This window comes from Kitasatospora sp. NPDC091335, assembly GCF_044757205.1.
GTDB lineage: Bacteria > Actinomycetota > Actinomycetes > Streptomycetales > Streptomycetaceae > Kitasatospora.
Genome location: NZ_JBIVUM010000002.1, coordinates 182,517 through 201,530, shown reverse-complemented (window position 1 = coordinate 201,530; position 19,014 = coordinate 182,517). Strand labels below are relative to the sequence as shown.

General features: G+C 72.9%; 20 protein-coding genes. 13 read left to right on the top strand and 7 right to left on the bottom strand.

All coding sequences use genetic code 11. The annotated features are described in order from the left end of the window. Positions 1-78: 78 nt before the first annotated feature. The 5 genes from ACIQOW_RS05765 (at position 79) to hemB (ending at position 6,085) form a co-directional block, all read left to right on the top strand. Positions 79-975 carry a redox-sensing transcriptional repressor Rex gene (locus tag ACIQOW_RS05765; protein WP_401081313.1) on the top strand — a complete coding sequence of 299 codons (897 nt, stop codon included), beginning with the start codon at positions 79-81 and terminating at the stop codon, positions 973-975. A 25-nt stretch (positions 976-1,000) separates the two neighbouring features. After that, positions 1,001-2,341 (top strand): glutamyl-tRNA reductase, encoded by a 1,341-nt coding sequence (locus ACIQOW_RS05760; protein WP_401080117.1) that lies wholly within the window; start codon positions 1,001-1,003, stop codon positions 2,339-2,341. A 41-nt stretch (positions 2,342-2,382) separates the two neighbouring features. Beyond that, positions 2,383-3,390 (top strand): hydroxymethylbilane synthase, encoded by a 1,008-nt coding sequence (gene hemC / locus ACIQOW_RS05755; RefSeq protein ID WP_401080115.1) that lies wholly within the window; start codon positions 2,383-2,385, stop codon positions 3,388-3,390. Next, complete coding sequence (locus ACIQOW_RS05750; RefSeq protein ID WP_401080113.1) at positions 3,387-5,036, top strand: uroporphyrinogen-III synthase; 1,650 nt, start codon at positions 3,387-3,389, stop codon at positions 5,034-5,036. Before hemC ends, ACIQOW_RS05750 begins: the two co-directional genes overlap by 4 nt. 68 nt (positions 5,037-5,104) lie before the next feature. Continuing rightward, on the top strand, positions 5,105-6,085 hold the full coding sequence (gene hemB / locus ACIQOW_RS05745; protein ID WP_401080111.1) for a porphobilinogen synthase: 981 nt from the start codon (positions 5,105-5,107) through the stop codon (positions 6,083-6,085). A gap of 69 nt (positions 6,086-6,154) precedes the next feature. On the opposite strand, the gene ACIQOW_RS05740 is transcribed toward hemB, so the two are convergent. The 3 genes from ACIQOW_RS05740 to ACIQOW_RS05730 all read right to left on the bottom strand — a co-directional run bounded on the left by ACIQOW_RS05740 (position 6,155) and on the right by ACIQOW_RS05730 (position 7,414). Next, positions 6,155-6,424, bottom strand: a complete 270-nt coding sequence (locus tag ACIQOW_RS05740) for a hypothetical protein (protein WP_401080109.1) — start codon at positions 6,422-6,424, stop codon at positions 6,155-6,157. A gap of 214 nt (positions 6,425-6,638) precedes the next feature. After that, positions 6,639-6,983, bottom strand: coding sequence for a rodlet layer protein (locus tag ACIQOW_RS05735; protein WP_401080107.1), 345 nt, complete (start codon positions 6,981-6,983; stop codon positions 6,639-6,641). 86 nt (positions 6,984-7,069) lie between these two features. Continuing rightward, positions 7,070-7,414, bottom strand: coding sequence for a rodlet layer protein (locus ACIQOW_RS05730; protein ID WP_401080105.1), 345 nt, complete (start codon positions 7,412-7,414; stop codon positions 7,070-7,072). 301 nt (positions 7,415-7,715) lie between these two features. On the opposite strand from ACIQOW_RS05730, the gene ACIQOW_RS05725 reads away from it, so the two are divergent. Beyond that, the gene (locus tag ACIQOW_RS05725; protein ID WP_401080103.1) at positions 7,716-8,378 is read left to right on the top strand and encodes a hypothetical protein; all 663 of its coding nucleotides are present in this window, start codon (positions 7,716-7,718) and stop codon (positions 8,376-8,378) included. Between the two features lie 97 nt (positions 8,379-8,475). On the opposite strand, the gene ACIQOW_RS05720 is transcribed toward ACIQOW_RS05725, so the two are convergent. The 3 genes from ACIQOW_RS05720 to ACIQOW_RS05710 form a co-directional block, all read right to left on the bottom strand. Continuing rightward, complete coding sequence (locus ACIQOW_RS05720) at positions 8,476-8,853, bottom strand: hypothetical protein (RefSeq protein WP_401080101.1); 378 nt, start codon at positions 8,851-8,853, stop codon at positions 8,476-8,478. A gap of 113 nt (positions 8,854-8,966) precedes the next feature. Further along, a complete protein-coding gene (locus tag ACIQOW_RS05715) occupies positions 8,967-9,230 on the bottom strand; it encodes a chaplin (protein ID WP_401080099.1) in 264 nt (87 codons plus the stop codon). Between the two features lie 110 nt (positions 9,231-9,340). Then, positions 9,341-9,583, bottom strand: coding sequence for a chaplin (locus ACIQOW_RS05710; protein WP_401080097.1), 243 nt, complete (start codon positions 9,581-9,583; stop codon positions 9,341-9,343). Between the two features lie 493 nt (positions 9,584-10,076). Here ACIQOW_RS05710 and ACIQOW_RS05705 point away from each other — a divergent pair, with 493 nt between their 5' ends. The 5 genes from ACIQOW_RS05705 (at position 10,077) to ACIQOW_RS05685 (ending at position 15,853) form a co-directional block, all read left to right on the top strand. Continuing rightward, complete coding sequence (locus ACIQOW_RS05705; RefSeq protein WP_401080095.1) at positions 10,077-10,316, top strand: chaplin; 240 nt, start codon at positions 10,077-10,079, stop codon at positions 10,314-10,316. 243 nt (positions 10,317-10,559) lie between these two features. Beyond that, positions 10,560-12,236 carry an RICIN domain-containing protein gene (locus ACIQOW_RS05700; protein WP_401080093.1) on the top strand — a complete coding sequence of 559 codons (1,677 nt, stop codon included), beginning with the start codon at positions 10,560-10,562 and terminating at the stop codon, positions 12,234-12,236. 244 nt (positions 12,237-12,480) lie between these two features. Further along, complete coding sequence (locus ACIQOW_RS05695; RefSeq protein ID WP_401080091.1) at positions 12,481-13,761, top strand: hypothetical protein; 1,281 nt, start codon at positions 12,481-12,483, stop codon at positions 13,759-13,761. Positions 13,762-13,824: 63 nt separating this feature from the next. Beyond that, a complete protein-coding gene (locus ACIQOW_RS05690) occupies positions 13,825-14,316 on the top strand; it encodes a MarR family winged helix-turn-helix transcriptional regulator (protein ID WP_401080089.1) in 492 nt (163 codons plus the stop codon). Positions 14,317-14,410: 94 nt separating this feature from the next. Next, positions 14,411-15,853: an MFS transporter gene (locus ACIQOW_RS05685; protein WP_401080087.1), complete on the top strand. Its 1,443-nt coding sequence runs from the start codon at positions 14,411-14,413 to the stop codon at positions 15,851-15,853. 58 nt (positions 15,854-15,911) lie between these two features. On the opposite strand, the gene ACIQOW_RS05680 is transcribed toward ACIQOW_RS05685, so the two are convergent. Next, positions 15,912-16,394: a hypothetical protein gene (locus tag ACIQOW_RS05680; RefSeq protein WP_078589103.1), complete on the bottom strand. Its 483-nt coding sequence runs from the start codon at positions 16,392-16,394 to the stop codon at positions 15,912-15,914. Positions 16,395-16,834: 440 nt separating this feature from the next. On the opposite strand from ACIQOW_RS05680, the gene hemL reads away from it, so the two are divergent. Both hemL and ACIQOW_RS05670 read left to right on the top strand, forming a co-directional pair. Next, a complete protein-coding gene (gene hemL, locus ACIQOW_RS05675; protein WP_188301334.1) occupies positions 16,835-18,163 on the top strand; it encodes a glutamate-1-semialdehyde 2,1-aminomutase in 1,329 nt (442 codons plus the stop codon). A gap of 62 nt (positions 18,164-18,225) precedes the next feature. Next, positions 18,226-18,876, top strand: coding sequence for a histidine phosphatase family protein (locus tag ACIQOW_RS05670; RefSeq protein ID WP_188301360.1), 651 nt, complete (start codon positions 18,226-18,228; stop codon positions 18,874-18,876). Positions 18,877-19,014: the final 138 nt, after the last annotated feature.

The following is a 19,014-nucleotide window of genomic DNA, read 5'->3' as shown; positions in this document are numbered from 1 at the left end:
CACCATCTTTGTGCACACGTTCACAAACGCATAGCCTGGCTGCCAAAGCCCAGCTTCACCCACAGGAGCACCGTGGCAATCGGCCGATCACCACAGAGCAGTTCGCAGACGCCCGACCAGGGCGCCGCGCGCCGACCCTCGCGTGCCCGGGGCATCCCGGAGGCGACGGTCGCCCGCCTGCCCCTCTATCTGCGGGCACTCACCGCGCTCTCCGAGCGCTCGGTGCCGACGGTCTCCTCCGAGGAGCTGGCCGCCGCGGCCGGCGTGAACTCGGCCAAGCTGCGCAAGGACTTCTCCTACCTCGGCTCCTACGGCACCCGCGGCGTCGGCTACGACGTCGAGTATCTCGTCTACCAGATCTCCCGCGAGCTCGGCCTGACCCAGGACTGGCCGGTCGTCATCGTCGGCATCGGGAACCTCGGCCACGCGCTCGCCAACTACGGCGGCTTCGCCTCCCGCGGTTTCCGGGTCGCCGCCCTGTTGGACGCCGACCCCAACGTGGTCGGTTCCACCGCGGCCGGACTGCCGGTGCGCCACATGGACGAGCTGGAGTCGATCGTCGAGAGCCAGCACGTCTCCATCGGTGTGATCACCACCCCGCCCGGCGCCGCCCAGCAGGTGTGCGACCGGCTGGTGGAGGCCGGCGTCACCAGCATCCTGAACTTCGCCCCGACCGTGCTGACCGTCCCGGACGGCGTGGACGTGCGCAAGGTGGACCTCTCCATCGAGCTGCAGATCCTCGCCTTCCACGAGCAGCGCAAGGCCGGCGAGGAGCCGGACGACCGCGCCGAGTCGGTGCTGGACCGCGCCCCCGGTCCGGTCCGGGCGGCCGCCGCCAAGCTGCGCCGCGCCGCGGGCGGCACCGGCAAGGGCCGGGGCACCGTCGAGTCGGCGGCCAAGGACCAGGGCGAACCGGCCAAGGGAAAGACCGCCACGGGCGGCGACGGGGATCTCTCCGCGGTGATGCCCGCATGAACACCGAGAGCTGTGGGGGGCGGGCATGAGCCTTCTCGTCGTAGGGCTGAGCCATCGCACGGCCCCGGTCGGGGTGCTGGAGCGCGCCGCGCTGACCGGTGAGGTGCCGACCCGGCTGCTGCACGACGCGGCCGCCACCACGACCGTCGCCGAGGCCGCGCTGCTGAACACCTGCAACCGGATCGAGCTGTACGCCGACGTGGACAAGTTCCACGCCGGCGTCGCCGAGCTGTCGCTGCTGCTGGCCCACCACAGCGGGGTGGACCTGGAGGAGCTGACCTCCCACCTGTACGTCCACTACGAGGACCGCGCCGTCCACCACCTCTTCTCGGTGGCCTGCGGCCTGGACTCGATGGTCGTCGGCGAGGGCCAGATCCTCGGCCAGCTGCGCGACGCCCTGGCCAAGGCCCAGGAGGAGCACACCGCGGGGCGCGGCCTGAACGAGCTGTTCCAGCAGGCGCTGCGGGTCGGCAAGCGGGCCCACAGCGAGACCGGCATCGACAAGGCCGGCCAGTCGCTGGTCACCTTCGGCCTGGAGCAGGTCGCGGCGGGCGCGGGCGAGATCGCCGGCAAGCGCGCGCTGGTCGTCGGCGCGGGATCGATGAGCTCGCTGGCCGCCGCCACCCTGGTCCGCTCCGGCGTGACCGACCTGCTGATCGCCAACCGGACCCCGGCCCGCGCCGAGCGGCTGGTCGAGATCCTCGGCCCGGACGTGGCCCGCACCCTGGACCTCGCCAAGGTGCCGGAGGCGCTGGCCGACGTCGACCTGGTGATCTCCTGCACCGGCGCGTCCGGCGTGGTGATCAAGGCCGAGGACGTGGCCGCCGCCGTCGCCGCCCGCACCTGCGCGCAGCCGCTCGCCCTGCTCGACCTGGCCATGCCGCGCGACGTCGACCACGCCGTGCACGAGCTGGCCGACGCCCTGCTGGTCGACCTGGAGAGCCTCTCCCACGCGCACGCCGCCAGCCCCGGCGTCGGCGACGTCGACGAGGTCACCCGGATCGTCTCCGACGAGGTGACCGCCTTCGGCGCCGCCCAGCGGGCCGCCCGGATCGCGCCGACCGTGGTCGCGCTGCGCTCGATGGCCTCCGGCGTGGTCGCCGCCGAGCTCGGCCGGCTGGACTCCCGGCTGCCCGACCTGGACGAGCGCTCCCGCGCGGAGATCACCCAGACCGTCCGCCGTGTCGTCGACAAGCTGCTGCACGCCCCGACCGTCCGGGTGAAGCAGCTGGCCGCCGAGCCCGGCGGCGCCTCCTACGCGGAGGCGCTGCGCGAGCTGTTCGACCTCGACCCGGCGGCCGTGCACGCCGTGTCGGGCACTCCCGTAGGCGGCGCGCCCCAGCCCTCGGCCGGGGGCGTCAGATGAACCGTCAGCCATCCCACGAGTACCACCGGGACGATCACCTCATGAATGGTCAACCGATCACGGAGCAGCCCGCGGCCACCACGGCCCTGCGGCTCGGCACCCGGCGCAGCGCCCTCGCCATGGCGCAGTCGGGCATGGTGGCCCGCGAGGTGACCAGGGTCACCGGGCGCCCCGTCGAGCTGGTCGAGATCACCACCTACGGCGACACCTCGCGGGAGTCGCTGGCGCAGATCGGCGGCACCGGTGTGTTCGTCTCCGCGCTGCGCGACGCGCTGCTGGAGGGCCGGATCGACTTCGCCGTGCACTCGCTCAAGGACCTGCCCACCGCCGCCCCCGAGGGCCTGGCGCTGGCCGCCGTCCCGGAGCGCGAGGACGTCAGGGACGCCCTGGTCGCGGCCGAGGGCCTGACCCTGGACGAGCTGGTGGAGAAGCTGGCCGGAGCCGGCCGCCCGGCCCGGATCGGCACCGGCTCGCCCCGCCGGATGGCGCAGCTGAACGCCTGGGCCACCGCCCGCGGCGCCCAGCTGGAGACCGTCGCGATCCGCGGCAACGTGGACACCAGGATCGGCTTCGTGACCAGCGGCGAGCTGGACGCGGTGGTGCTGGCCACGGCCGGCCTGAACCGGCTCGGCCGCAGCGCCGAGATATCCCAGCACCTCGGCACCGAGGTGATGATCCCGGCCCCCGGCCAGGGCGCGCTCGCGATCGAGTGCCCCTCCGCCGCCACTGACCTGACCGCCGTGCTCGCGGCCCTGGACCACGCCCCCACCCGGGTCGCCGTCGCCGCCGAGCGCGCCCTGCTGGCCACCCTGGAGGCCGGCTGCTCGGCGCCGGTGGCCGCGCTGGCCACCTGGGGCCGGGAGAACGAACTGCGGCTGGACGGCGTGGTCGGCGACCCCGACGGCTCCGCGCTGCTGAAGATGTCCGCCAACGGTCCGATCGTCCTCGACGAGACCGCCGAGCGGCAGGCGGTGGCCCTCGGCCGCGCGCTGGCCGACCGGCTGCTCGCCGCGGGCGCGGCCGCCCTGATGGGGGAGCGAGCCCGATGAGCCCCACCACCGCCACCGACGCCCTGTTCCCGGCGGGACAGCCCGCCACCGGACGGTGCACCTTCCTGGGCGCGGGCCCCGGGGACCCGGGGCTGCTGACCCTGCGCGCGGTCGAGGTGCTGTCCACCGCCGACGTGCTGGTCGCCGACCCGCTGACCGCCGCCGCCGTGCGCAGCCACTGTCCGGCCGGTGTGCAGGTGCACGCCCCCGCCGCCGAGGGCACCGACTTCGACCTGGCCAAGCTGGTCGCCGAGGCGGTCCGCTCCGGCAGGCACGTGGTCCGCACCGTCGACGGCGACCCCGGCCTGGACGGCTGCGCCGCCGAGGAGATGCTCAGCTGCGCCGGCGACGGGATCCCGTTCGAGGTGATCCCCGGCGTCGCCCAGTCGGTCGGCGTCCCGGCGTACGCGGGCGTCCCGCTGCGCGCCGGGGCCGGCACCGACGTGCGCTTCGTGGACGGCGCGGCGCTGCTGGCCGGCAGCCCGGTGGACCTGGGCGGGGCGGAGACCACCCTGGTGGTCCGCACCACCCTGGGCCGGCTGCCCGCCACCGCGGGCGCCCTGGTCGCGGGCGGCCGCAAGCCGGACTCGGCGCTGAGCGCCACGCTCTCCGGCACCACCACCCGGCAGCGGACCTTCACCTCGACCCTGTCCGGCATCGCGGCCGACCTGAAGGCCGCCCGGGTGCTGCCCTCGCCGGTCTCCGCCCCGGTCGATCCGGCCACCTCGGTGATAGCCGTGGTGGGCGAGCAGGTCGCCCACCGCGCCTCGCACTCGTGGTTCGAGACCAAGCCGCTGTTCGGCTGGAACGTCCTCGTGCCGCGCACCAAGGAGCAGGCCACCGGCCTGTCCGAGCAGCTGCGCTCGTACGGCGCGGTGCCGCAGGAGGTGCCGACCATCGCGGTCGAGCCGCCGCGCACCCCGCAGCAGATGGAGCGGGCCATCAAGGGCCTGGTCACCGGCCGGTACGAGTGGATCGCGTTCACCTCGGTGAACGCGGTGCGCGCCGTCCGGGAGAAGTTCGAGGAGTACGGCCTGGACGCCCGGGCGTTCGCCGGGATCAAGGTCGCGGCGGTCGGCGAGACCACCGCGCAGGCCCTGGTGGACTTCGGCGTGAAGCCGGACCTGGTGCCCTCCGGCGAGCAGTCCGCGGCCGGTCTGCTGGAGGACTGGCCGCCGTACGACCCGGTCTTCGACCCGATCGACCGGGTGCTGCTGCCGCGCGCCGACATCGCCACCGAGACCCTGGTGGCCGGCCTGGTCGAGCTCGGCTGGGAGGTCGACGACGTGACGGCGTACCGGACGGTGCGCGCCTCGCCGCCGCCGGCCGAGACCCGCGAGGCGATCAAGGGCGGCGGCTTCGACGCGGTGCTGTTCACCTCGTCCTCGACCGTCAGGAACCTGGTCGGCATCGCGGGCAAGCCGCACAACGTCACGGTCATCGCCTGCATCGGCCCGGCCACCGCCAAGACCGCCGAGGAGCACGGCCTGCGGGTCGACGTGATGGCCCCGGCGCCGTCGGCGGCCGCGCTGGCCCAGGCGCTGGCAGACTTCGGGGCCAAGCGCCGCGACACCGCGACGGCCGCCGGTGAGCCGGTCTACCGGCCCAGCGAGCGTCGTCCGGGTTCGCGCCGCAAGGCCCGCTGACACCCCTCACGGCCGGGGGCGGCCGACCGTCGCCCCCGGTGCTGCACAACCGTTCGGAGAGAGAAGCCGTGTCCGCTGAATTCCCGTACGTACGCCCCCGCCGGCTGCGTCAGAGCCCGGCGATGCGCCGCCTGGTGGCCGAGACCCGGCTGCACCCGGCGGAGCTGATCCTGCCGCTGTTCGTCCGTGAGGGCGTCAGCGAGCCCGTCCCGGTGAGCTCGATGCCCGGCGTCGTCCAGCACTCCAGGGACACCCTGCGCAAGGCCGCGGTCGAGGCGGCCGAGGCGGGCCTGGGCGGCCTGATGCTGTTCGGCGTCCCCGAGGTGCAGGACGCGACCGGCAGCGAGGGCACCAACCCGGACGGCATCCTCCAGCAGGCGATCCGGGACGTGGTCTCCGAGGTCGGCGACTCCCTGGTGGTCATGTCGGACCTCTGCCTGGACGAGTACACCGACCACGGCCACTGCGGCGTGCTGGCCGCCGACGGCAGCGTCGACAACGACGCCACCCTGGAGCGCTACGCCGAGATGGCCAGGGTGCAGGCCGACGCCGGCGTCCACCTGGTCGGCCCGTCCGGCATGATGGACGGCCAGATCGCCGTGATCCGGCGGGCGCTGGACGAGGCCGGGCACCAGGACGTGGGCATCCTCGCCTACACCGCCAAGTACGCCTCGGCCTTCTACGGCCCGTTCCGCGAGGCGGTCGGCTCCTCGCTCAAGGGCGACCGCAAGACCTACCAGCAGGACCCGGCCAACGCCCGGGAGTCGCTGCGCGAGCTGGCGCAGGACCTCGCCGAGGGCGCGGACATGGTGATGGTCAAGCCCGCCATGGCCTACCTGGACGTGCTGCGCCAGGTCGCCGACGCCTCCCCGGTGCCGGTCGCCGCGTACCAGGTGTCCGGCGAGTACGCGATGGTCGAGGCGGCCGCCGCGAACGGCTGGATCGACCGGGAGCGGATGATCATGGAGACGCTCACCTCGATCCGCCGCGCGGGCGCCGAGCAGGTCCTCACCTACTGGGCCCTCGAAGCCGCCGCGATGCTCAAGTAGCGGACGCACCGCACGACGGAAGGCCGGGCCGTTCCCCTCACGGGAGCGGCCCGGCCTTCCGGGTTCCCGCTAGATGCCCACGTCGCCGGCGTGCGCGAAGCCCACGCCGCCGCCGATCAGGTCGGTGGAGGTCGCGGCGCCGCCGCCGAAGCCGCCGGCGGCGGTGTCCCCGGCGTGGGCGATGCCGAAGCCCTCGCCGGCCAGGAACGGCTGGTCGGCCGAGGCGACGAACTCGCCGCCGCCGGCCACACCGACGTGGGCGAAGGCCGGGGTGGCGGCACCCGCGAGCGCCAGGGCGGCAGCGGCGGTCAGTGCGGCCTTGGCCAGCTTGCTCTTCATGGAACTGCCCTCTCTCTGGGAGCGCCCCCGCGGGCGCTCTGACACGTGATCACATCCGGCGGCCGGGACCGGCGCCCCACGCGCCGGACCGGATCGCCGCTCACCCGTCCGGACCGCGCCGCGGCGCGACCGGCCGGACACTTTCGTCCGCGAAGCCCGGAGGGCCCGGGGAGGTGTTCCTCCCCGGGCCCTCCGTCCGTGCCGTGCCCCGTGATCAGCCGATCAGGTGCGAGACACCCGCGTCGCCCGAGGACTGGGTGTTCTGGCCCACGTCGCAGATCTGCTTCGGGGTGCTGTTCAGGATCGGCACCTCGACCGGCACCGCGACACCGATGACGGCGACGGCGATGTTGTGGATCTCCGGCAGGCAGATGTTCGGGTTGTCCAGAACGTGGCTGTTCGGGCTGCCGTTGCCGGTGGTGCCGGTGTGGTTGGTGCCACCGTTGCCCTGGACGGAGGTGGCGGCGCCGTCCGCGTCGACGATGGCGGACGCCGAGCCCGCGGACATCGCGAGGGCGGCGACGGCCAGGCCGGCCGCGGCGAAGGACTTCTTGATCATTTCCGGTTTTCCTCTCGGGGGTGAATCGGGGAGCGATTCGGGGGTGGATCAGAGGGGTGGTGCAGGGAGAGCAGAGCGGGGAGCCGTCAGCCGATCAGGTGGGACACGCCGCCGTCGCCCTGGCTCTGGGTGCCCTGGCCGATGGTGCAGTACTGCCTGCCACCGGTGTTGGCGACCGGGACCTCGACCGGGACGGCCACGCCGAGCACGCCGACGGCGATGTTGTGGATCTCCGGCAGGCAGATGTTCGGGTTGTCCAGGAAGTGGAAGTTCGGGCTGTTGTTCCCGACCGTGCCGGTGAAGTTGGTGCCGCCGTTGCCCTCGATCGAGGCGGCGGCGCCGTCCGCGTCACCGATGGCGGACGCGGGCCCGGCGGCACCGGCCAGCGCGGCGACGGCCAGGCCGGCGGCGGCGAAGGACTTCTGGATCATGGCGAGATCCCTCTCTGAAATGCTCTTTGGATTCCGTGCGTACAACGCTGAGAACGCTCAGACCCGGTCTGCAGTCACTGACGTCCAGATCAAAGAACGACGGCACGGAAGGTTACGGGGATTCTTGAAAAGAGTCCCGGAGACACGGCGGCGGATCGTTTCCGGTCGGATTATTAACCCGAACCGGTTAATCGCCGCAATCCACACTCCCGGTCACTCGTTGAGCAGATCGCTTTCCGGCTGCGGCCCCCGCAGCCCTTCCCCAGTGATCCCCAGTTCGGACAGCAGAACGGTGAATAGCATGAAGTTCTCCAAGCGGGCCGGCGCGATGCTGCTGGCGGTAGGCGCCGGCGTGCTCGCCTCCCCGGGAGCGGCCTCCGCCGCCCCGGTCGGACTCGACCAGGTCGGCGTCCTGGAGGACGCGCTGGCCACCCAGCAGGTCCCGGCGGACGTCCCGCTCGCCCCGCTGGGCAGCCGGCTCACGGCCGGCATCCCGACCTCGCTGGTCATGCCCCCGGTGCCCGCCCGGACCACCAGCACCGACGGAGCGCTGCTCCCCGAGCAGATCCTTCCCCAGCTGACCACCGGCAAGGTCGGCCCGAGCGCCAAGGCCGACCTCCCGCTCCCGCTGGTCGACCAGAGCGCCGACCTCGGCAAGGTGCTGCTGGACGCCCCGGCCGCGCCGCTGCACGCCAAGACCCCCGGGCTCACCCTCGGCAAGCCGCTCGCGCTCGCCCAGGACGGCGCCGGCCAGCTCGCCGACGGCCGGCTGAAGGTGGACGAGATCGACCCGCGCCTGGTCTCCGGGGCGGTGCAGGTGATCCCCGGGGCCAAGGCCAGCCTCGGCGACGAGGACAGCCGGCTCTCCCTCACCGACACCGCCGGCGCCCTGGCCGACACCGCCACCACGACCACCACCACCGTGGTGGGGCAGTCCGGCCTGACCGACCTCACCCGCCTCTGAGGCCTGTCCCGGCACGAGGGCCCGGCACCCCGGCCGCGTGGCGGGGTGCCGGGCCCTCGTGCGCCCGGGCTCTCGTGGGCCCCGGGCCCCCGGGGGCTCAGCCCGGCAGGAGGCCGGTCAGCCCGCCGACCAGCGGGAGGTCCTTGGCGCCGCCGCCGGCGCTCAGCGGGCCGGTCAGCGTCCCGGTGCCGACCGCGGGCAGGCCCTGGTCGGGCTGGAGGGCCGCGCCGTTGTTGAGGAAGTCGGCCGAGGAGTTCGCCCACGGGTCCAGCCGCAGGCTCTTGATCGGCGCGATGCCGTAGCCGAGGCCGGTGGTCGTCCCGCCCAGCGCCTGGCCGAGGTCGGTCTTGGTCAGCGTGGCCGGACCGGCCGGGGCCTCGCCCGCCGCGGTGGCGGCCTGCGCCGAACCGGCGCCGAGCAGCACCGCGGCACCCGCGGCGGCGGCCAGGACGGCCGCGCTCTTCTTCGAAACCATCGTGATCACCCTTCGGTGGATCGGGAGTCCCGGACGGCTGTCCGGGGACGCCGAACTGCCCCCCGGCCGACTGGTCGGGGGGCAGGACGGCCGGTACGCGTGCCGATCGGGGATCAGCAGTCGTCCGCGGGCGGCGCCTCCACGTTGGCGCAGGTGTTGCCGAACGCCGGGTTCAGCAGGCCGACGATGTTGACGGAGTTGCCGCACAGGTTGACCGGGATGTGGATCGGCACCTGGATCTGGTTGCCGGAGATGACACCGGGGGAGCCGGCGGCGACGCCCTCGGCGCCCGCGCTGGCGGCGGCGGAGCCCGCCGCGCCCAGCACCAGGCCGGCAGCGGCGGCGGAGAGGACGGCGGCCTTCTTCATGTTCTGCATGGGGGTTGATCTCCTCGATCACACACGGGTGGAGCGTGCCGCGCCCCGGCGCTGCGGGGCGCGGCACGGGCTCGGGTGAATCAGCTGTCGCCGGTGCGGCGACGGCGGGTTCAGCCGGCGTTGACGCACTCGTTGCCGAACGCCGGGTTCAGCAGGGCGATGATGTTGATGGTGTTGCCGCACAGGTTGATCGGCACGTGGACCGGGATCTGGATCTGGTTGCCGGAGAGCACGCCGGGGGAGCCGGCGGCGACGCCCTCGGCGCCCGCGCTGGCGGCCGCGCCACCGGCGGCACCGAGCACCAGGCCGCCGGCGGCCAGCGACAGGACGGCGGCCTTCTTGAAGTTGCGCATGTCATTCCTCCGATTTCTGCCCGACGGAAGGGAAATGTCGGGAGCCGGGCGAGCACGAAATACTCACCCGAGGGCTTCAGGGATTGCCGCGATTGTCACTCGGGCGGCGCACACCGGCGTGTTCCGCCCATGGCTCGGGCGTGGCCGCGGCCGCCGTGTCGCGGTGCCTCTCGAAACGGTTCCCGCACGGCCGGGAAAGGCTCGGACAAAGGCGCGACGGTGGAATTCCGGTCAGGCGATCCGGCACGGGTTGCCGGGCGCCGGGTATGGGAGGCCCGCCGCGTGGGGGCCGTGGAGACCGGGTTCCGTGAGGGAGAACGAGGAACCGCGGATCGGGAAACGGTCCGGTCCTTCGATCACCCGAATGCCGGGCCCGCGGCGCCGTTGGGCCGGACGGGTGACAGTGGGCGGCCTGTCGCAACCGGTCCGGTGGGGTCTCGTTCTAGATGTCGCACTCCCCGTGCATCTCTGTCGAACAGTCAGGAGGCTCGCTATGAGCATCAAGAAGACCGCCGCCGTCGGCGCGGCCGTGGTGGGCATCGTGGCCAGCGGCGCCGGTGCCGCGATGGCCAGCTCCGGCGCCCAGGGCGTCGCCGCCGGTTCCCCCGGTGTCGTCTCCGGCAACCAGATCCAGGTCCCGGTGCACGTTCCGGTGAACGTCTGCGGCAACACCATCGACATCATCGGCTTGCTGAACCCCGCGTTCGGCAACAAGTGCGCCAACGTGGGCTGATCCAGCACCCGGTTCGGCCGGTGAGAGCCGCCGCTCCGCGCTTCCCTCCTGGGGCGCGGGGCGGCGGCTCCTCGTTTCCCCGGAATCTGTGGTCCCGTCAGTTCCCGGTGATGTCACACGTCTTGTTGTGTTACTTGTCAGTTCCTAGAATGCGAGACCTGCTCACCTTTCCCTGCTCCTCTCTTGCCCAGAGCCGCTCGGCGCCCCGCCGAAGCGGGTCCCCACCCTCGCAAGGAGTCGCGTGTGATCAGGTCCCCACTGTCGGCTGCGCGGCGGACGCGCCCGGGTGCCTCCCGGTGCGCCGCGCTGCTCGCCACCGGTGCCCTCCTCGCCACCCTCGGCCTGGCCGGCGCCCCCGTCGCCCTGGCCGATCCCGCCCCGGCCGCGCCCGTGGCCGCCGCCCGCCCGTCCGCGATCGTCGCCCTCGGCGACAGTGCCATCTCGGGGGAGGGCGCCGGCACCGACACCAACGACGGCTACTTCCCGGAGACGGACAGTCCCACCAACTACTGCCACCGCCATCCCAAGTCGGAGATCTTCGTCACCGACATCCCCGGGGTCACCCCGATCGACCTCGCCTGTTCCGGCGCCCAGACCGGCGACCTGGTCAGCGACCCGGAGCTGGCGAAGATCACCGGCCCCGGCAGCGGCGACTTCGGCGAGCCCAAGCAGGACGTCAAGCTGGCCGACACGGCGGCCAGGTACGACGTCAAGATGGTCGTCGTCACCATCGGCGCCAATGACGACTTCGACTTCAGCGGCATCATGATGCACTGCCTGGCGCAGTACTTCCCGATCCCCAAGGACCAGGGCTGCCGGGACACCATCGGCAGCGACGAGATCCGCCGCCGGGCCAAGGGCGTCCAGCCCAAGGTGGTCGCGGCGCTCCAGAACATCCGTCAGACCATGCGGAGGGCCGGCTACGCCGACTCCTCGTACCAGCTGGTCTACCAGTCGTACTTCAACCCGATCACCCCGGACATCCGGCGCAACGACTACGTCGGCAAGGTCGCCGACGGCTGCCCGGCCTTCCCCGAGGACCTCGCCTGGGGCCACAACTGGGTGGTGCCGACGCTCAGCGACGCGCTGCGCGGCGCGGCCGAGCAGGTGCCCGGCGTCCGGTACCTGGACCAGCGGCGGGTCGCCTTCGGGCACGAGGTCTGCGCGGAGTGGACGACCTCCCCGTACGAGTACAGCAACGGGGACGTCATCAACCTCTCCGAGTGGGTGCGCAACGGCTGCGACTCGCAGATCGGCATCCCCGGGCTGTGCATGAACATGGTCCGCCAGTCGTACCACCTGCGGGTGGCCGGCTACCGCGGCGAGGGCGTCTGCCTCGGCCAGTTCTACTCCCGGCCCGAGCTGGCGCAGGCGTACTGCACGCTCAACCAGCAGAACACCACCTCGATCCAGCCGCTCAGCCCCGGACAGCCGTTCGGCGACGTCCCCGAGGACGGCTCCTGGTACCAGCTGACCAACGCGGCCGGCGGCAACGCGCTCGACCTCAGCGGCGGCGGCAGCTACGGCGACTCCACCGACGGCCGGCCCGCGATCACCTATCCGGCCACCGGCGGGCTGAACCAGTCCTTCGTCCTGGAGGCCAAGGCCGGCGGCAGCTACGAGCTCGACTTCAGCGGCAACCGCGACATGTGCCTGGACGCCAACGCGGCCTCCACCGCCCCCGGCACCCGGATCCAGCAGTGGCGCTGCACCGGCGGCGGCAACCAGCACTGGGTCTTCAAGCCGGCCGGCAACGGCCGCTACCGGATCGCCGACTCGCAGGACCAGACCAAGGTCCTGGCCACCGGCGGCACCCTCGACGCCAAGGGCAACCCGTACGTCGAACTCGCCACCGACACCGGAGCCCCCAACCAGCTCTGGCAGCTCACCAAGCTCGGCATCGTCTACGTCCACGGCTGATCCACCCCGCCCGCCCTCACCCCGTCGCCGCCCCCACCCGGGCGGCGACGGCCGCGTTCACGGTCGGCCGGAGTCGGCCGTGGACGCGGCGGGGCGGCGGGGTATTCGGCATGGGCGGCATGGTGCTGGGCGACGGTCGGGGGACGCCAGCGGTTTTCGGCGCGGGGACGTGCCGTAGGCTCACGGGAAAATCGTTGCGCCGGAGCCGCGCGGACACGAGCGGGGCGGGGAGTACCCAGACCAGATGAGCACGGCATCGAGCACCGAGTCGTCCAGCACCCAGCCCGGAGCGCCCGAAGGGGCGCCGGCGGAGGCCCCCGAGGAGCGGACGGGCCGGGAGCCCGGGCGGTTCGGGGCGCTGGTGGACCGCTTCGCGCCCGCGCTGGGCGCGTACGCGGTGGTCAAGGCCATCGGCCTGACCGTCTTCATGCTGCTGCTCTCGCACACCGGCGACTACCTGAAGAAGCAGCCGGGCCGCGGCGGCGGCACCAACGCCTGGGACGTGCTGGGCACCTGGGACGGCGTCTGGTACCAGCGGATCGCCGAGAACGGGTACGACCCGCAGCTGATCCCGCTGCACGGCTTCCCGCTGGCCACCTACTACGAGAACTCGGCCGCCTTCTTCCCGCTCTACCCCTGGCTGATGCGGCTGGTCGGCACGGTCACCGGGCTCGGCCCGTACGGCTCGGGGATCGTCGTCTCGGTGCTCGCCTCGTTCGTCGCCGCGGCCGGCATCTTCGCCGTCGCCGAGCGGCTCGGCGGCTACCGCGCGGGCGTGATCGCCGCGGTGCTCTGGGGCCTGTTCCCCGGCTCGGGCGTGGAGTGGGCGGTCTACTCGGACTCGCTGTTCGTCGCGCTGTCCGCCTGGGCCTGCTACTGCGTGATGACCCACCGCTGGCTCGCCGCCGGCCTGCTGGCGCTGGTGGCGGGCCTCAACCGGCCGACCGCCGCCGCGCTGATCGCGGCCGTCTCCATCGCCGCGCTGGTCGCGCTGGTCCGCCGCACCGACGGGGTGGCCCGTCCGCTGACCGCGATGCTGATCACCCCCTGGGGCCTGATCGGCTACGTCGCCTGGGTCGGCTGGAAGATGGGCGACTGGGGCGGCTACTTCAAGCTCCAGCAGGGCGCCTGGAACCGCTACTTCGACGGCGGTGCCTCCACCCTGCGCACGATCATGGACGTGATCACCGGGCACTGGGACTTCTGGCAGTCCAACCCCGTCCCCGACCTGATCGCGATCGCCCTGCTGATCGCCCTGCCCGGGCTGCTGGTGCTGTTCTGGCGCACCCGGCCGCCGCTGGTGCTGTGGGTCTACACCGCGCTCACCATCCTCACCGCGCTGAGCAGCAACCAGATCTTCGGCAACATCTCGCGCTACCTGCTGCCCGCCTTCCCGCTCTGCATCGGCCTGGCGGTGGCGCTGCGCCGGATGCGGACCTCCTCGCTCGCCGGGCTGCTGGCGATGCCGGTCCTCGCGGCGGGCTGGTACGCGGGCTATGCGCTGTTCGAGTTGGGCATCCCGTAGACCCGGCGTTGGTTGGCAACGGGATCATCCGGCAGCAGACGGGCCGTTGCTAACCTCGGAGCCATGACGACGACCCCGCCGCCCGTGCGCCAGATCCGCGACATCTCCGGGCTGATGGACCACGCGAGCCACGTGCTGGCCACCCGGATGGCGGCCGCCTTCACCGAGCTGGGGATCACCCCGCGCGCCTACTGCGTGCTGTTCCACGCGCAGGAGGCCGAGCGCACCCAGATCCAGCTGGCCGAGCTGGCGGACCTGGACAAGACCACCATGGTGGTCACCGTCGACGAGCTGGAGAAGGCCGGCCTGGCCGAGCGCCGTCCGTCCGCGACCGACCGCAGGGCCAGGATCGTCTCGGTCACCGCGGCGGGCGAGCGGACCGTGACGGAGGGCACCGCGATCGCCGACCGGGTGCACCGGGAGCTGCTGGAGGCGCTGCCGCAGCCCGAGCGCGAGGTGTTCGTCTCGGCGCTGACGCACCTGGTGGAGGGGCACCTCGCGGAGCCGGTCGAGGTCGAGCGCACCGTCCGCCGGGCCCGCCGTTCCCGGGGCTGATCCCGGAAGCCCAATCTGCTCCCGAGATAGATAGTCCCGAACAAAACGATCTGATAGCGTCCTACCCGGTACTCGACGAACCGGGAGAACCGCCATGACCACGCACGCCCCGGCCGCCCCCAGGCCGGCTTCCGCGACCCCCGCCCGCTCCCGCCCGCTCGCCCTCGCGGTGCTCTGCGCGGGAATGCTGATGATCATCCTGGACGGCTCGATCGTCACCGTGGCGCTGCCCGCGATCCAGGACGACCTGCACTTCTCGCCCGCCGGCCTCACCTGGACGGTCAACGCCTACCTGATCGCCTTCGGCGGCCTGCTCCTGCTGGCCGGGCGGCTCGGCGACCTGATCGGCCGCAAGCGGATGTTCGTCGCCGGGCTCACCGTCTTCACCGCCGCTTCGCTGCTCTGCGCCGTCGCCACCGGGCAGGAGATGCTGATCGCCGCCCGCTTCCTCCAGGGCGTCGGCGGTGCGATGGCCTCCGCGGTCAGCCTCGGGATGATCGTCACGCTCTTCCCCGAGCCGGCCGAACGCGGCCGGGCGATCGGCGCGTTCGGCTTCGTCGGCGCGGCCGGCGCCTCGATCGGCCAGGTCCTCGGCGGGGTGCTCACCCAGGCGCTCGACTGGCACTGGATCTTCCTGATCAACCTGCCGCTGGGCCTGGCCGCCGTGCTGCTGTCCGTCCGGGTGCTGGCGTCCGACCGGGGTCCCGGCCTGCGGGCCGGCGCCGACGTCCTCGGCGCCGTGCTGATCACCGCCGCGCTGATGCTCGGCATCTACACCGTCGTCGGCACCGGCGAGCACGGCTGGGCCTCCGCCCGAACCCTCGGCCTCGGCGCGCTCTCGCTCGCCCTGCTGGCCGGGTTCCTGCTCCGCCAGGCGCGGGCCGCCCAACCCCTGCTCCCGCTGCGGATGTTCCGCTCGCGCAACGTCTCCGGCGCCAACGCCGTACAGGTGCTGATGGTCGCCGCGCTGTTCGGCTTCCAGATCCTGGTCGCGCTCTACCTCCAGAACGTCCGCGGCTACGGCCCCGCCGCCACCGGCCTGGCGATGCTCCCGGCGGCACTCGCCATCGGCACCGTCTCGCTCACGCTGTCCGCCCGGCTGAACGCCCGCTTCGGCGAGCGCCCGGTGCTGCTGGCCGGGCTGGTCCTGCTGGTCGCCGCCCTGGCGCTGCTGGTCCGGCTGCCCGCGGACGGGGACTACGTCCTCGACCTGCTGCCCACGATGCTGCTCGCGGCCGGCTTCGGCCTGGCGATCTCGGCGCTCACGGTGCTCGGCATGTCGGGCGCGGGGCCGGCGGACGCGGGCACCGCCTCCGGCCTCTTCAACACCACCCAGCAGGTCGGCGGCGCGCTCGGGGTCGCCGTCCTCACCACCCTCGCCGACGGCCGCACCGGGGCCCTCGTGGCCGCCGGACACCCGGCGTCCGAGGCCCTCACGGCTGGATTCCGGCTCGCCTTCGGGGTGGCCGCGGGCCTGCTGACGATGGCTCTGCTGCTCGCCGCCGCCGTCCTGCGGCCGGCCGGAGGGCGGAACTGATCCACCGTCAACCGGGCCCGCCCCGGTCCGCGTTCGGCGCGGGCCGGGGCGCCCGGCGTCAGGGCCAGACCAGGCAGTACAGCTGGTGTCCGGCCTCGTGCAGGCGGTTGGCGAAGTCCTGCCACTCGTGCAGCATGCTGTAGATCACGAACGCGTCCCGCGGTCCGCGCCGGTCCGGCACGGTGGACCAGATGAACGCGGCGGCGCCGAGTTCGGTCTCGTCGGCCTTGCGCAGTGGTTCGACGACGTTGTGGGGGAGCTGGACGACGGCGTAGTCGGGGTGCAGCACGACCAGCTCCAGCGGCGGCACCTGGTGCAGCGGGACGCCCTGGATGCCGGTGAGCACCATGGCGCTCATGGTCTCCGGTTTGATCTTGGTGGAGAGGTGGCCGGTGGGGGAGCCGCTGGTCTCCATCAGGTCGCCGAGCCGCCCCAGCGAGCCGAGCTCGCCGGCGTCCAGGCCGAGTCCGCCGGGCCCCAGGGCGGTGGGGACTCTGGCGGCGGTCGCGCGGTCGGGGGCGCCGAAGTACTTGTACGTCACCCCCACGCGTCCCTCACCCCGCCTCTCACCGCCGCGACGACCTCGACCCGTACCCGCTCCCGTACCCCCGCGTGCGGCCTCGGTGGGCCGGCGGGAGCCCCCCGCGGCCTCGTCGTAGCCGTCCTGCGCCTCGGACACTCGGACCATCCTCACCGGAATTCGCCGGAATCGACAGACCCCCGCACGTCCGGCGTCCCACCGGTCGTGCTCCTTACCCGTCATGCGCCGCCGTACCCACTCGCGGTACGCGGCAGTCCTCTCCACACCCCTGCACACAGACCGGAGCGCCTGCGCACTCTGTGTACACAGTCTGACTGGTCCCCGGTCCGGTGCAGTCAGCGGCCCCTGCTGTACGGACAACCGTACAGACAACGGTGCCCGGATCATCGTTCCAGATGATCGGGTCGGACATGCAGAGCGCAAGGACACGATTTGAGACCATGTCTTTTGTGAGCTATCCCTACGAAGCCCCCCAGTCCCAGTCGCTGTTCGACCGCGCCTCCGTGGTGACCCCCGGCGGCGTCAACTCCCCGGTGCGCGCCTTCCGCGCGGTCGGCGGCACGCCGCGCTTCATGGTGTCCGGCACCGGCCCCTACCTCACCGACGCCGACGGCCGCGAGTACGTCGACCTGGTGTGCTCGTGGGGTCCGATGATCCTCGGCCACGCGCACCCCGAGGTGATCGACGCCGTCCGGCGGGCCGTCTCCCACGGCACCTCCTTCGGCACTCCCGGCCAGGGCGAGGTCGAGCTGGCCGAGGAGATCGTCGCCCGGGTCGCCCCGGTCGAGCAGGTCCGCCTGGTCTCCTCGGGCACCGAGGCCACGATGTCCGCGATCCGGCTGGCCCGCGGCTTCACCGGCCGCGCGAAGGTGGTCAAGTTCGCCGGCTGCTACCACGGTCACGTGGACGCGCTGCTGGCCGCCGCCGGTTCCGGCGTCGCCACCTTCGGCCTGCCGGACACCCCGGGCGTCACCGGCGCCCAGGCCGGCGACACCATCGTGCTGCCGTACAACGACCTGGCCGCCGTCGAGCGGGCGTTCGCCGCCCACCCGGGCGAGATCGCCTGCGTGATCACCGAGGCCTCGCCCGGCAACATGGGCGTCGTCCCGCCGCTGCCCGGCTTCAACGGCGGCCTGGCCCGGCTCTGCCGGGAGAACGGCGCGCTGTTCATCTCCGACGAGGTGATGACCGGCTTCCGCGTCTCCAAGGCCGGCTGGTACGGCCTGGAGGCCGCGAACGAGGGCTGGGCGCCGGACCTGCTGACCTTCGGCAAGGTCATGGGCGGCGGCTTCCCGGCCGCGGCCTTCGGCGGCCGCGCCGACGTGATGGCGCACCTGGCCCCGGCCGGCCCGGTCTACCAGGCGGGCACCCTGTCCGGGAACCCGATCGCCACCGCGGCCGGCCTGGCCCAGCTGCGCGGCTGCACCGACGAGGTGTACGCGACGGTGGACCGGGTCGCCGCCGAGATCTCCGGCCTGGTCACCGAGGCGCTCGCCAAGGAGGGCGTGGCGCACCGTCTCCAGACCGCGGGGAACATGTTCTCGGTGTTCTTCACCGAGGCCGCCGTCACCGACTACGACGAGGCGAAGACCCAGGAGGCGTACCGTTTCACCGCCTTCTTCCACGCGATGCTGGCCGAGGGCGTCTACCTGCCGCCGTCCGCCTTCGAGTCCTGGTTCGTCTCGGCGGCCCACGACGAGCGGGCGATCGAGCGGATCGCCGCCGCGCTGCCGGCCGCCGCGCGCGCCGCTGCCGCCGCCACGGCCTGAACCCTCTGAGTCCCAGGAGTAGTCGAGAAGTGAGCGCCAAAGAGATCACCGTCGTCCACGTGATGCGGCACGGCGAGGTGCACAACCCGGAGGGCGTCCTGTACGGGCGGCTGCCGGACTACCACCTGTCCGAGCTGGGCCGGAAGATGGCCGAGCGGGTCGGTGAGGACCTGGCCGACCGGGACGTCACCCATGTGGTGGCCTCCCCGCTGGAGCGGGCCCAGGAGACCGCCGCGCCGATCGCCGGGGCACACGGCCTGGAGGTCGCGGTGGACGGGCGGCTGATCGAGGCGGAGAACGTCTTCGAGGGCAAGACCTTCGGCGTCGGCGACGGTTCGCTGCGGAACCCGGGTTACTGGAAGTACCTCACCAACCCGTTCAAGCCCTCCTGGGGCGAGCCGTACCTCGACCAGGTGGTGCGGATGATGGGTGCGCTCGGCGCCGCCAGGGACGCCGCGCGCGGGCACGAGGCGGTCTGCGTCAGCCACCAGCTGCCGATCTGGATCCTCCGCTCCTTCGTGGAGCGCCGCCGGCTCTGGCACGACCCGCGCAACCGGCAGTGCTCGCTGGCCTCGCTGACCAGCTTCACCTTCGAGGACGACAGGATCGTCTCGGTCGGCTACCGCGAGCCGGCCCGCGACCTGCTGCCCGCGCACCTGGTGGGCAAGGGCCGCAAGGGAGACAAGCCGGTGGGCAAGAGCTTCGGCGCCTAACCCCGCGTAAGCGGTAGGTAAGTATGACTTCGGGTCACCTGGTATCTGCCGGGTGACCCGATTTCGTCGCAGGTCAGAAGGGGTGCCACGCGCAAGGGAGGACCCCGGCGAACCGGCCCGGAACTCCATGCGAAACTT